The 12,377-nt window shown below is 64.8% G+C and carries 12 protein-coding genes; 7 read left to right on the top strand and 5 right to left on the bottom strand.

All coding sequences use genetic code 11. From position 1 onward, the window contains the following. Positions 1–30: 30 nt before the first annotated feature. Both J2X62_RS10655 and J2X62_RS10650 read right to left on the bottom strand, forming a co-directional pair. Positions 31–1,152 (bottom strand): HoxN/HupN/NixA family nickel/cobalt transporter, encoded by a 1,122-nt coding sequence (locus J2X62_RS10655; protein ID WP_310180287.1) that lies wholly within the window; start codon positions 1,150–1,152, stop codon positions 31–33. Between the two features lie 128 nt (positions 1,153–1,280). Further along, on the bottom strand, positions 1,281–1,883 hold the full coding sequence (locus tag J2X62_RS10650; protein ID WP_371832717.1) for a TetR/AcrR family transcriptional regulator: 603 nt from the start codon (positions 1,881–1,883) through the stop codon (positions 1,281–1,283). Between the two features lie 116 nt (positions 1,884–1,999). On the opposite strand from J2X62_RS10650, the gene J2X62_RS10645 reads away from it, so the two are divergent. The 6 genes from J2X62_RS10645 to J2X62_RS10620 all read left to right on the top strand — a co-directional run bounded on the left by J2X62_RS10645 (position 2,000) and on the right by J2X62_RS10620 (position 8,552). Continuing rightward, entirely contained in the window at positions 2,000–3,577 is a 1,578-nt protein-coding gene (locus J2X62_RS10645) for a carboxyl transferase domain-containing protein (RefSeq protein WP_310180281.1), read from the top strand. Between the two features lie 5 nt (positions 3,578–3,582). Then, positions 3,583–5,580 (top strand): acetyl/propionyl/methylcrotonyl-CoA carboxylase subunit alpha, encoded by a 1,998-nt coding sequence (locus J2X62_RS10640; protein WP_310180279.1) that lies wholly within the window; start codon positions 3,583–3,585, stop codon positions 5,578–5,580. Then, positions 5,577–6,743 (top strand): acyl-CoA dehydrogenase family protein, encoded by a 1,167-nt coding sequence (locus J2X62_RS10635; protein WP_222066648.1) that lies wholly within the window; start codon positions 5,577–5,579, stop codon positions 6,741–6,743. The genes J2X62_RS10640 and J2X62_RS10635 overlap by 4 nt, the downstream gene beginning before the upstream one ends. Next, complete coding sequence (locus J2X62_RS10630; protein WP_027494718.1) at positions 6,740–7,225, top strand: MaoC family dehydratase; 486 nt, start codon at positions 6,740–6,742, stop codon at positions 7,223–7,225. The genes J2X62_RS10635 and J2X62_RS10630 overlap by 4 nt, the downstream gene beginning before the upstream one ends. After that, positions 7,222–8,031: a CoA ester lyase gene (locus tag J2X62_RS10625; protein WP_310180274.1), complete on the top strand. Its 810-nt coding sequence runs from the start codon at positions 7,222–7,224 to the stop codon at positions 8,029–8,031. Before J2X62_RS10630 ends, J2X62_RS10625 begins: the two co-directional genes overlap by 4 nt. Before the next feature lie 68 nt (positions 8,032–8,099). Next, complete coding sequence (locus J2X62_RS10620) at positions 8,100–8,552, top strand: MarR family winged helix-turn-helix transcriptional regulator (RefSeq protein WP_032373551.1); 453 nt, start codon at positions 8,100–8,102, stop codon at positions 8,550–8,552. Between the two features lie 2 nt (positions 8,553–8,554). Here J2X62_RS10620 and bla read toward each other — a convergent pair whose 3' ends face one another. Beyond that, positions 8,555–9,484 carry a class A beta-lactamase gene (gene bla, locus J2X62_RS10615; protein WP_310180269.1) on the bottom strand — a complete coding sequence of 310 codons (930 nt, stop codon included), beginning with the start codon at positions 9,482–9,484 and terminating at the stop codon, positions 8,555–8,557. Between the two features lie 224 nt (positions 9,485–9,708). Here bla and J2X62_RS10610 point away from each other — a divergent pair, with 224 nt between their 5' ends. Beyond that, positions 9,709–9,927 (top strand): hypothetical protein, encoded by a 219-nt coding sequence (locus J2X62_RS10610; protein WP_032367887.1) that lies wholly within the window; start codon positions 9,709–9,711, stop codon positions 9,925–9,927. 97 nt (positions 9,928–10,024) lie between these two features. On the opposite strand, the gene J2X62_RS10605 is transcribed toward J2X62_RS10610, so the two are convergent. Together J2X62_RS10605 and J2X62_RS10600 are read right to left on the bottom strand one after the other, a co-directional pair. Next, positions 10,025–10,834, bottom strand: a complete 810-nt coding sequence (locus tag J2X62_RS10605) for an enoyl-CoA hydratase/isomerase family protein (RefSeq protein ID WP_032367888.1) — start codon at positions 10,832–10,834, stop codon at positions 10,025–10,027. Continuing rightward, positions 10,815–12,353, bottom strand: a complete 1,539-nt coding sequence (locus tag J2X62_RS10600) for an acetyl-CoA acetyltransferase (protein ID WP_230592075.1) — start codon at positions 12,351–12,353, stop codon at positions 10,815–10,817. Before J2X62_RS10600 ends, J2X62_RS10605 begins: the two co-directional genes overlap by 20 nt. Between the last annotated feature and the right edge of the window lie 24 nt (positions 12,354–12,377).

Raw genomic sequence — 12,377 nt, 5'->3', positions numbered from 1 at the left:
CTGCAAGGGCACCGATCCGACGACGAGCGATCACTGGGTCTCCGTTGCGTTCGAGTGTGCGCCACCGCGTTCGTCGATGCGCGCCACCTTGTAATACACGACCGCGCCGATCCAGACAACGAAAAACGTGCCGACGACGAGTTGGCCCGCGAGGTTGAGGTCGATGACGGCCAGTGCGTCCCACAGGCCACCGGTCAGCTCGAACTGCTCGGCAAGCAGCGTCAGCAGCTGGACCGTCCCGATCACCAACGCAACGAAGACCGACAGGCCCGTCATCGTCATGTTGTAGTAGATCTTGCGGACCGGAGTGACGAACGCCCAGCCGTACGCCTTGGACATGAAGATGCCGTCGATCGTGTCCATCGTGGTCATGCCCGCGGCGAACAGGACCGGCAGCGCGATGATGGCCATCGGTGGGAGTCCGCCGGCGATAGCGGTGGTGCCGGCGATCGCGAGTAGACCGACCTGAGTCGCGGTGTCGAAACCGAGCCCGAACAGTAAGCCGAGCGGGTACATCTGCCACGAATGGTTGATCATCTTGTCGTAGCGGCCCCGGAACAGTCGATTCATCAAGCCGCGCTTGGCCAACAGCTCGTCGAGCCCGGCCTCGGTGACGTCACCGCGTTTTGCGCGCCGCCAGACTCCGACGATGCCGGCGAGGACCGCGATGTTCAGCGCGGCGATGAGGTACAGGAAGGTTCCCGACACCAACGTGCCGATGATGCCGCCGACCCCGGCGAACGCGTCCTGAAACGCCGTCGCCTGCGACGCGACGAAGGCAATCGCAGCGACGAAGACGAACACGACCGTCGAGTGTCCGAGCGAGAAGAACAGCCCGACGGCCAACGGCCGCTTGCCCTTCTGCAGCAGAAAGCGGGTGGTGTCGTCGATGGCGGCGATGTGATCGGCGTCGAACGCATGCCTGAGACCGAGGGTGTACGCCAGTACGCCGGCTCCTGCGTAGACGAGAGTGCCGTCGGCTCCGGTGAGGCCGTGGATGCTGGGAATCGAGTCGTAGTGGGTGAACAGGCCCCAACCGATCACATGCAGAGCGGCGAGGAAGCCGGCCATCGCCAGCAGTCGCGGCACCTCGTCACGAGTGAATCGACTCTGCCGTCGGCCGATCTCGACGGGCGAAAGTTGGGTCGTCATGTCGATCATTGTCTCCGATAACGACGATTTGCTCTTCCTGTGTGACGGCACAGTAGGTGTGCTGAGTGTCCACAGTTCGTGTCTGTAGGCGGGATCGCGATCGTCGACGCCCATTGTGGACGCTCAGATCAGTGCGATACGCCCAGTGCCGCCAGTGCCATTGTTCGCAACACCGGCCGAGCATTGCGCGACGGAGTGCGGCCCGCGCTGTAGGGCGTGGAGTTGATGAGTCCGAACACCGCGTGCGCCGTGGTTCGGGCAGCGGATTCGTTCAGTTCCGGGTCGACGGCACACAGGGTCGCCACCCACAGTTCCACGTACTCGCGCTGCATGCGGCGCACCTTGCGTCGCGCCCCCTCAGGGAGGCTCTGCAGGTCGCGATCCTGAATCCGAATGAAAGCCGGTGTCTCGAAGGCGAAGTCGAGGTGGAAATCGACCAGAGCCGACACCGTCTCTTCATCGACCTTCCGCGAGCCGACCACCTCGCGACCGCCGTCGAGCAGATACTCCGAGATTCCGACCATCAGTTCGACGAGCACCGCCTCCTTGTTCGGGAAGTGGCGATAGACGGCCGGTCCACTGATGCCGACGGCTGCACCCAGATCCTCGAGCCGCACCGACGCGAACCCGCGTTCGGCGAACAGTGATGCCGCGGCATCGAGCAGTTGCTGCCGACGTTCGGCTTTGCGTTGCTCACGCACCGTGGCCGGCTTGACCTCGATCTCCTGCACTGCCACCCCCTCGAACCTGGACTCTCGGTTAATCGTAGTTTACTATCATGTCAGTTATCAACCATTAACTGAACCCTGTGTGACACCGACGTCCAACCCCTGAAGGCGTGCATCTCATGGCGATCGATACCGCTGCCAACCGCGCAGATCATCAGCTACTCACGCAGCAGCTCTCCCAGAAGCTCGCCGTGGCAGCACTCGGCGGTAGCGAGAAGTCCCGGGAACGGCACATCGCCCGCGGCAAGCTGCTCCCGCGCGACCGCGTCGACGAGCTGTTGGATCCGGGTAGCCCGTTCCTCGAGATCGCACCGCTGGCGGCCAACGGCCTGTACGACGACGAGTGCCCCGGGGCAGGCGTGATCGCCGGCATCGGTCGCGTGGCCGGTCGAGAGTGCATCATCATTGCCAACGACGCCACCGTCAAAGGCGGCACCTACTACCCGATGACGGTGAAGAAGCACCTGCGCGCGCAGGAGATCGCCCTGCAGAACACACTGCCGTGCATCTACCTCGTCGACTCCGGCGGCGCATTCCTCCCGCGCCAGGACGAGGTATTTCCTGACCGCGACCACTTCGGACGCATCTTCTTCAACCAGGCGACCATGAGCGCCAAAGGAATTGCGCAGATCGCCGCCGTGATGGGCTCGTGCACTGCGGGTGGGGCATACGTGCCTGCAATGAGCGACGAGGCCATCATCGTCAAGAACCAGGGCACCATCTTCCTCGGCGGCCCGCCCCTGGTGAAAGCCGCGACCGGCGAGGTCGTCACCGCCGAGGAACTCGGTGGCGGAGACCTGCACTCGAAGGTCTCCGGAGTCACCGACCATCTGGCAGACGACGACCGCGACGCATTGCGCCGCGTCCGGAAAATCGTCTCCACCCTCGGGCCCCGCACGCCGCGGCCATGGGATGTCGCTCCCACCCGCGACCCGATCGCCGACCAGAGCGAGATCTACGACGTCGTCCCCACCGACCCACGCACCCCGTACGACGTGCGAGAGGTGATCACCCGGGTGGTCGACGCAGGCGAATTCGACGAGTTCAAAGCCGAATACGGCAAGACACTCGTCACCGGATTCGCCCACCTCCACGGCCATCCCGTCGGGATCATCGCCAACAACGGTGTGCTGTTCGCCGAATCTGCGATGAAGGGCGCGCATTTCATCGAACTCTGCGACAAGCGCAGCATCCCACTGGTGTTCTTGCAGAACATCACCGGCTTCATGGTCGGCCGAGACTACGAAGCCGGCGGCATCGCCAAGCACGGCGCGAAGATGGTCACCGCAGTGGCCTGCGCCCGCGTTCCGAAGATCACCGTCGTCATCGGCGGCTCGTACGGTGCAGGCAACTACTCCATGTGCGGCAGAGCGTATTCCCCGCGTTTCCTGTTCATGTGGCCGAACGCGCGGATCTCGGTGATGGGCGGTGAACAGGCGGCATCCGTTCTTGCCACAGTCCGAGGGGACCAACTGGATGCGTCGGGTAAGCCCTGGTCTGCCGAAGACCAGGAGGCCTTCAAGGCACCGATTCGAGATCAGTACGAAAGTCAGGGCAACCCCTACTATTCGACGGCCCGGCTGTGGGATGACGGCATCATCGACCCCGCCGACACCAGAACTGTTCTCGGACTGGCACTCTCGGCGTGCGCCAATGCGCCGCTCGAGCCGGTCTCCTACGGCGTTTTCCGGATGTGAGAGAGATGACCACGATGTTGGACACCATTCTGATCGCCAACCGCGGTGAGATCGCGGTACGCGTCGCTCGAACGTTGCGCCGCATGGGCATTCGCACCGTCGCCGTCTACAGCGATGCGGACGCCGACGCCCGGCACGTCCGCGAAGCCGATACCGCGGTACGACTCGGGCCCGCCAGTGCACGCGAGAGCTACCTCGACATCGACAAGGTGATCGCCGCCGCGAAAGCTACCGGCGCACAGGGAATTCACCCCGGCTACGGCTTCCTCTCGGAGAACTCCCACTTCGCTGCGGCCTGCGCCGAAGCCGGAATCGCCTTCCTCGGGCCGCCGGAGAAGGCCATCGAGGTGATGGGCGACAAGATCGCCGCCAAGGCCGCCGTCAGCGCCTTCGGTGTCCCGGTGGTACCCGGCATCTCCCGACCGGGGCTGTCCGACGACGACCTCGTCGCCGGTGCACCCGACGTCGGATTCCCGGTCCTGGTCAAACCGTCCGCAGGTGGCGGCGGCAAGGGCATGCGTCTGGTCGAGCGCGCCGAGGATCTGCCCGCCGCGCTGGCCAGTGCCCGCCGCGAGGCGGCCTCCTCGTTCGGCGACGACACGCTGTTCCTCGAGCGATTCGTGCTGCGTCCCCGGCACATCGAGGTGCAGATCCTCGCCGACGGTCACGGCAACGTCATCCACCTCGGTGAGCGTGAATGCAGCCTGCAGCGACGCCATCAGAAGGTCATCGAAGAAGCGCCGTCCCCACTGCTCGACGCGCAGACCCGAGCGCGTATCGGCGAGGCTGCCTGCAACACCGCTCGCAGCGTCGACTACTCCGGCGCAGGCACCGTCGAGTTCATCGTCTCCGCCTATCATCCCAACGACTTCTTCTTCATGGAGATGAACACTCGACTCCAGGTGGAACACCCGGTGACCGAGATGGTGACTGGCATCGACCTCGTGGAGTGGCAGGTCAGGATCGCCGCCGGCGAGTCACTGACGCTGAGTCAGAACGATATTCGACTGACCGGGCACGCCATCGAGGCGCGCGTCTACGCCGAGGATCCCGGCCGCGAGTTCCTCCCGACCGGCGGCACCGTCGTCGGGTTGCGCGAGCCCACCGGCACGGGCATCCGCGTCGACTCCGGCCTCGCCATCGGCACCGAGGTGGGCAGCAACTACGACCCGATGCTCTCGAAGGTCATCGCGCACGGCCCCGATCGCAGCACAGCGCTGCGCAGCCTGGATCGTGCTCTGGCCGATACCTCGGTACTCGGCGTCGTCACCAACATCGAGTTCGCTCGATTCCTGCTCGCCGACAACGAGGTCCGTGCCGGCAATCTCGACACCGGCCTACTGGACCGCCGCGTCGAGGATTTCGTTGCCGCCGACGCCCCCGACGAGGCGATGATCGCCGCAGCCACCGTCGCCTGGCTCGACACGTGGCAGGAGGCGGGCCAGGACATCTGGGCAACGCCGTCGGGATGGCGGGTGGGAGCGCACGCACCCTTCCAGCTCCGACTGACATCCGGCACTCGAACCGCGCACGTGTCCATCACCGGGACCCTCGATGTGGCGACGGTCGTCGTCGACGACGACGAACCGCGCCGACTGCGGGCCTCCGCTACCGAGGATTCCATCGACCTCGTACTCGACGATCGACGCGAGTCGATGACCGTAGCCCGAAACGAATCGTCCACCTGGGTATCCAGCTCACGCGGCACCTGGAGAATCGATCGAATCGCCGAACCCAATGTGCGCGAAGACGACACGCAGTCCGGCGACGCAGAGATCCTCTCGCCGATGCCGGGTTCGATCATCGCGATCGGAACGACCTCCGGCAGCGCCGTCACCGCAGGCACGGCCATCGTCGTCGTCGAGGCGATGAAGATGGAACACACTTTGACCACGCCCATCGACGGCACCGTCGAACTCACAGTCGCAGTAGGAGATCAGGTCCGCGTCGACCAGGTCCTCGCCCGCATCGTTCCCACCGACACCGAAGAGGACAAGTCATGACCGAACATCTGTCGTCGTCCAATCTGCCCGACGAATACCAGCAACTGGTCAAATCCGTGGCGGACTTCACCCGCACCGTCGTCGCGCCGGTCTCGGCGAAACACGATGCCGAGCAATCCTTTCCGTACGAGGTGGTCGCAGGGATGGCCGAGATGGGCCTCTTCGGTCTGCCCTTCCCCGAGGAGTACGGCGGCATGGGCGGCGACTACTTCGCCCTGTGCCTGGCACTCGAAGAGCTCGGCAAGGTCGACCAGAGCGTCGCGATGACGCTCGAGGCAGGCGTCTCGCTCGGTGCCATGCCCGTCTACCGTTTCGGCAACGACGAGCAGAAGCAGCAGTGGCTACCCAAGCTCACCGCGGGCAAAGCTCTCGCGGCCTTCGGGTTGACCGAGCCGGGTGCCGGTAGCGACGCGGGCGGCACCAAGACCACTGCCAAGCGCGACGGCGGTGACTGGATCATCAACGGCAGCAAGCAGTTCATCACCAACTCCGGAACCGACATCACCGAACTGGTGACCGTCACCGCTGTGACCGGCGTCGACGAGACAACAGGACGCAAGCAGATCTCGTCGATTCTGGTGCCCACCGACACTCCTGGGTTCGTGGCCGAAGCTGCGTACAACAAGGTCGGCTGGAATGCCTCGGACACACACCCGCTCAGCTTCACCGATGTACGAGTCCCACAGGAGAACCTGCTCGGCCAGGAAGGCCGCGGGTACGCGAACTTCCTGCACATCCTCGACGAGGGCCGGATCGCGATCGCTGCCGTATCGGTCGGTGCGGCTCAGGGTTGCGTCGACGAGAGCGTCAAGTACGCCAAGGAGCGCGAGGCGTTCGGCGCTCCGATTGCCCGCAATCAGGCGATCTCGTTCAAGATCGCCCGCATGGAGGCACGCGCACACACCGCACGGACGGCGTATTACGACGCGGCGGCACTGATGTTGGCGGGCAAGCCGTTCAAGAAGGCCGCGTCCATCGCCAAGCTCGTGGCCTCCGAGGCTGCGATGGACAACGCCCGCGACGCGACGCAGATTCACGGCGGCTACGGATTCATGAACGAGTACGTCGTCGCCCGTCACTACCGCGACAGCAAGATCCTCGAAATCGGTGAAGGCACCACCGAGGTTCAGCTGATGCTCATCGCCCGGAGCTTGGGGCTATGAGCGACAAGCGCATTCGGCAACGCGGCCTGTGGTTCGAGGAGATGGAGCTCGGTACCGTCTACGAGCATCGCCCCGGCCGCACCATCACCGAGGCCGACAACACATCGTTCACCACACAGACGATGAACACCCAGGCCCTGCATCTCGATGCCGCCTACAGTGAGACAACATCTTTCGGTCAACGGCTGGTGAATTCGATGTTCACCGTGTCCACCCTCGTCGGATTGTCGGTGACGCAGCTGACCCAGGGCACGATTGTCGCCAACCTCGGCTTCTCCGAGGTCTCCTTCCCGAAGCCGCTGTTTCACGGCGACACCCTCTACGCGGAGACGGTGATCTCGGACAAGCGCGAATCCAAGTCCCGCCCCGGCGAGGGAATCGTGACGTTCACCCACACCGGTCGAAATCAGCACGGTGACGTCGTCGCGATTGCCGTCCGCAAGACTCTCGTCCGGATGCGGCCCGAGGACGACGCGTCGTGACCTGGATTGCCCCTGGCCCGGCGTGGCTGTTCTGTCCCGCTGATCGACCCGAGCGATACGAGAAGGCAGCGGCCCGAGCCGATGTCGTCATTCTGGATCTCGAGGACGCTGTCGGTGCCGCGGACAAAGCCGGCGCTCGCGAGTCCGTGGTGTCGACACCGCTGGACCCGTCGCGCACCATCGTTCGAGTCAATGCGCACGGCACCGAGGACCAGGCTGCCGACCTCGACGCGTTGCAGCGCACCGAGTACACGACCGTCATGTTGCCCAAGTGTGAATCTGCCGGTCAGATAACAGCTCTGGCCCCACTGAATGTCGTCGCACTGATCGAATCCCCCCTCGGGGCGATGACGGTGTTCGACGCACTCGCAGCCGACAATGCCATCGGTGCCATGTGGGGCGCCGAGGATCTGGTCGCTGCGATGGGCGGGAATTCGAGTCGACACACCGGTGGGCAGTACCGCGATGTCGCACAGCATGTTCGGTCGCAGACATTGCTGGCCGCCAAGGCGCGGGGACTGTTCGCGCTCGATTCGGTCTACCTCGACATTCCCGATCTCGACGGCGTCCGCGCCGAGGCCGACGACGCTGTAGCCGTGGGCTTCGACGGCAAAGTGGCCATCCACCCCAGTCACATCCCCGTCATTCGCGAGGCCTATGCGCCCACGGTCGAGGAAATCGATTGGGCCACAGCCGTACTCGACGCCGTCGAGCACAATCGCGGGGTGTTCGCCTTCCGAGGTCAGATGGTGGACGCACCGGTGCTGGCCCATGCTCGACGCATCGTCGCCCGCCGACCGATGTAGTTGCAGACGCCGATTAACGGCAGGCGCTGTACGGTGGCTGTACGAGCATCGGCACGGAAGGCGCAGCAATGACGGCGAAGGACCCCGCCCTGACGGCGCTGGCCCAGAACTGGCTGGCGTTGTCGGTCCTGCACGGTCGCATCGAGAGCCGCATCGAGAAGGCTCTGCAGGCCGGCCACAACCTCAGCGCTCGCGAGTATTGGCTGCTCGACGTCCTGGCACGTCAGCACGACGGGGTGGGCGGACACCTGCAGATGAAGCAGGTGGCCGACGCCGTCGTCCTGAGCCAGAGTGCAACGACCCGTCTGGTCACCCGCCTCGAGGACCGCGGCCTGCTCACCCGGTACCTCTGCCCCACCGACCGCCGCGGCATCTACACCGACGTCAGTGACGAAGGCCTGGCTCTGCTCGAGGCAGCGCGGCCGACCAACGACGCGGCCCTGCGTGAGGCCCTCGACGAAGCAGCACGCGAACCGGACCTCGTACCCCTCGTCGACGCCGTCCGCCGATCCGCGAACTGACGTCAATCCAGCTGTTCGACGACCGTCCGAGTCGTATCGGCGACAAGGGCGTTCATGGCCGGTGAGTCCTCCGCGCCCGACGTCGTAGCACTGAGGACGACGAGCAGGATCCTCTGACCTTCGGGTCCGAGCATGAGGCCCGCGTCGTTGGAGACACCGTAGCTAGCGGTTCCGGTCTTGTCGGCCGACGTCCACTGCGGGGGAATGCCCGCGCGGAAGCGAGCCGTGGAGGTTTGGGTGCCCGCCATCCAGTCCAGCAACTGCTGTCGTGATGCCTGCGTCAGTACGTCGCCGTCGAGCAGGGTCCGATAGCCGGCGGCCATCGAATTCGGAGTTGTGGTGTCCCGAGGGTCGTCCGGGATGGCCGTGTTCAACTCCGGCTCGATGCGATCGAGGCGGAATTCGGTGTCGCCGAGCGATCGCGCGAAGTCGGTGAGCGCCGCTGTGCCACCTGCTTCACGTATCAGCAGATTACCGGATGTGTTGTCGCTCTTCGTCAACGCTGCGGAGGCGAGATCTGCGATGGTGACGACCGAGCCGGGTGCCCAATCGACGGCCGACTCGGGCACCTTGTCCTCTGCGGCGATTGTTCTGGTGTCGGTCAGCTGCAGCCTGCCTGCGTCGACGGCAGCGAGTACGGCACCGACGGCGTACACCTTGAACGTCGAGCAGAACGCGAAACGTTCGTCACCGCGATAACTCTGGATGGATCCGGACGTGAGATCGAGTGCGCTGACGCCGAGCCGAGCGCTGTCCCTCGCCTCGAGCTGAGAATATGGCTGTTCGGCCATGGCCTGATCGGTCGCGGTCCGAGATGCACTCGCTGCGGATTGCGGTGGCTCGGTAGTGGTCGTCGAGGAGCACGCGACGCCTGCCGTCAACGTTGCCGCCGCGATCACGGTGATCAGTCGGGTGGATGTCGAGGTACGCATGGGGTCATGCGATCACAGAACCTGGGTACGTAGCTACTGGCCCCACGCCCTTTCATTCCGCTTTTCGCCCAGCAGCTGTTCGCGGGCTCGAGCGCCTGGTGGCGAAAGCCGACCACGCGGGTGCGTGGAACCTTCAGCTCCATTATCGTTACTTCTGGTACGTAACGGAGGCCTCAATCGACCTCGAACGAGCCGCCCGGACGACAACAATCAGGAGGCACTTCATGAACGCCACCACACGCGCGCTATTGAGCCCGGTCGTCGGCGCCATCGTCGCGCTGGCAATTCTCTGGGGCGTCGGCGGAGACATCCCGCTCTGGCGAGCCGCATCGATGGTTCTGGTCGGTGCGGGCGTCGTCTTCGGACTGAATTTCGCCTGGGAAGCCAATCCCTGGACCGAGAATCCCACAAGCGACGAGCACGAGCAGGTCACTGCCCGATAGAGGAACACTGCGGGAGGATCACTCGGCTTTCGACGGTGCCTCCCGCACTGCAACCGCCTGAGTAAAGCTTGGATTTCCCACGCTCACGGCCGTGCGTTCACTGCGCGGTCCACGTCGGATCGCGTTTCTGCAGGAATGCGGTGATTCCTTCGACGACGTCCTGCGTGGTGCTGAGTCGATCCAATTCCCGACGGTTCTGTGCCCACGAATCTTTCTCGTGCGCGATGGCACCGTCGGTGATACGTCGAGCCAGACGCTTGGATGCGCGCACCGCCAGCGGAGCGCCCTCTGCGCAGAGCCGAGCGAGTTCGAGGGCGGTGTCGAGGACCTCGGTCGGGGCCACAACTCTGTTGACCAATCCCCACCGTGCGGCATCCTGCGCGGAGATCGGCTGTCCGGTCAAGATCATCTCCAGGGCAATGTGTTCCGGCACCGCGGACATCAGCCGAAAAGCGCCACCTGCACCGGCGATGAGACCACGCCGGATCTCGGGCAGTCCGAACACGGCCGTGTCCGACGCGACGACCATGTCCGAGACCAGAGCTATCTCGGTTCCTCCTCCCATCGCCGACCCGTTCACGGCCGCGATGACCGGGACCGAGATCGGGTGTCGGACAATGCCGGCAAACCCCCAGTGTTCGGTCTCGGGCGGGGTCACCGCGCCGGGCCCTCCGGTGCCGAGGGCCTTCAGATCGGCACCGCCACAGAAAGTCGCCGACCCCGCGCCGGTCAGGACGATGGCTCGGACGTCTCGATCTGCCTCGGCGGACTCCCACGCCTCCCCCAGCAACGTGTGCACGCGAGCGTCGATGCTGTTGGCAGCCTTCGGTCGGTTGATCGTGACGACGAGTACATGACCTTCCCGTCTCGTCAGGACAACAGGTTCGTTACTCGCTGCTTCGGACACGGATGTTCCCCTCGATGGTGTCGACAGTGACTGCGGTCCCGATGATTTCGCGTGCCGGATCGGTTCGATACAGGGACAACGCACGGGCGCTGGCCGTATCCCCGGGAGCCGTCTGTGCGGCGACACGTCGTCCGCGCTCGTCTCTCGCGACGAGGAACGCCTGGTTGGGTTCCTGCTGCCGCGAATGCTCGACGGCGACGGTCTCCACCACGAGAGTCCCGTCCTGTACAGGTGCTCGAGGCGGTGGTTCCGGCGTCAGCACTGCGGGTTCGGGGTTTCCGACGTAGCCGAGTGGGTGCTGGTCGCCACCGAGCAGCACCGAGTGGTGATACGTCAGATAGCCGCCGTTCGCGTGCACCAGCGCACAGCTCTTTCCGCCGCGGATCTCGCGGACCGATGCGGTGATCGAATGCAGCGAATGGCTGCTGAGGGGACCACCGAAGGACGAATGCCCACCGGTCACACTGGGTATCAACGACTTCGGCGTTCCGAGGTGGCGGGTAGCGAGGGTCGGCACGATCGGGAAACAGCTGTACACGTCGACCACCTCGAGTTGTTCGACTCCGATCTCCGCGGCGCGCAAGGCTCGGTCCATCGCATCCTCCATCGCTGGAGACCGGCCGAAATCGCTGCGGTCGAGAATGTCGACCGAATCCTCGGCACCCGCACCGCCCCAGACGAACACGATGTCACCCTCGGGGACACCGCGTTCTCGGGCTTCGGCCAAGCTGGTCACCACGATGCACGCCGCCTGGTCGACGAAGGGCATGGCGTTCATCGACAACGGATACGGCTCGCACACGATGCGGTTCTTCGGCGACGGCGTGCCGATGTCGGCAGCCGTCCGCACTCGCCCGTTCCACGAGTACGGGTTCTTCTGGGCGACAACGGAAAACTCCGCATAAACGTCGCTGCACTCGACCAGTCGAGACTCCGGATCCAGTCCGGCCTCGAATCTGAAGCGGCTCTCGAACAACGGATAGATCCGAACCGGAGTGATGAGGCCGGCCTCTTGCATTGCGGCACTTCCGAGTTGATCGAGGTCGAAGGTGGGCGGACCTCCCGGGTCCGCGCTCCATCCCCCATCCCGCACGGGCTCTCGCCCGGCCTTGACCAAGGCGCCCATCGAGGCCTGCGCTTCACCGCCCGCGATCACCGCTACCGTCGACTCCCCGGACGCAATGCGCGAGGCTGCGCGATCGAGAAGGCGCGCGGGCCACTGGCCACCGATCGGCGCGTCGAACACATCTGTGGGGGTGGCACCGAATCTACGGGCCAGCGCAGCGGCGGGACTGGCGTAAGCCCAGCTGGCGATGTGGCAGAACGTGATGCTGTCCGCTCTGCAAATCCACGGCTCCGACGTCGGCGAATCCTGAAGTGCCTCGGTGGCAGCGCGCGTGATCAGTTCCATGGGTTCGACGCCCATGGGTTCGCCGCGGCCGCTTGTCTCACCGATAGCCACGATCACCGGAACACGTCTCGGATCCACCGTCGACGCCTCGTGGCGTACAGAACTCATGACCGGGAACCTATTACAGACACA

The sequence above is a fragment of the Rhodococcus sp. 3258 genome, assembly GCF_031456475.1.
GTDB classification, from domain to species: Bacteria; Actinomycetota; Actinomycetes; order Mycobacteriales; family Mycobacteriaceae; genus Rhodococcoides; species Rhodococcoides fascians.
The sequence above is the reverse complement of the archived record's forward strand: the minus strand, read 5'-3'. Positions and strand labels throughout refer to the sequence as shown.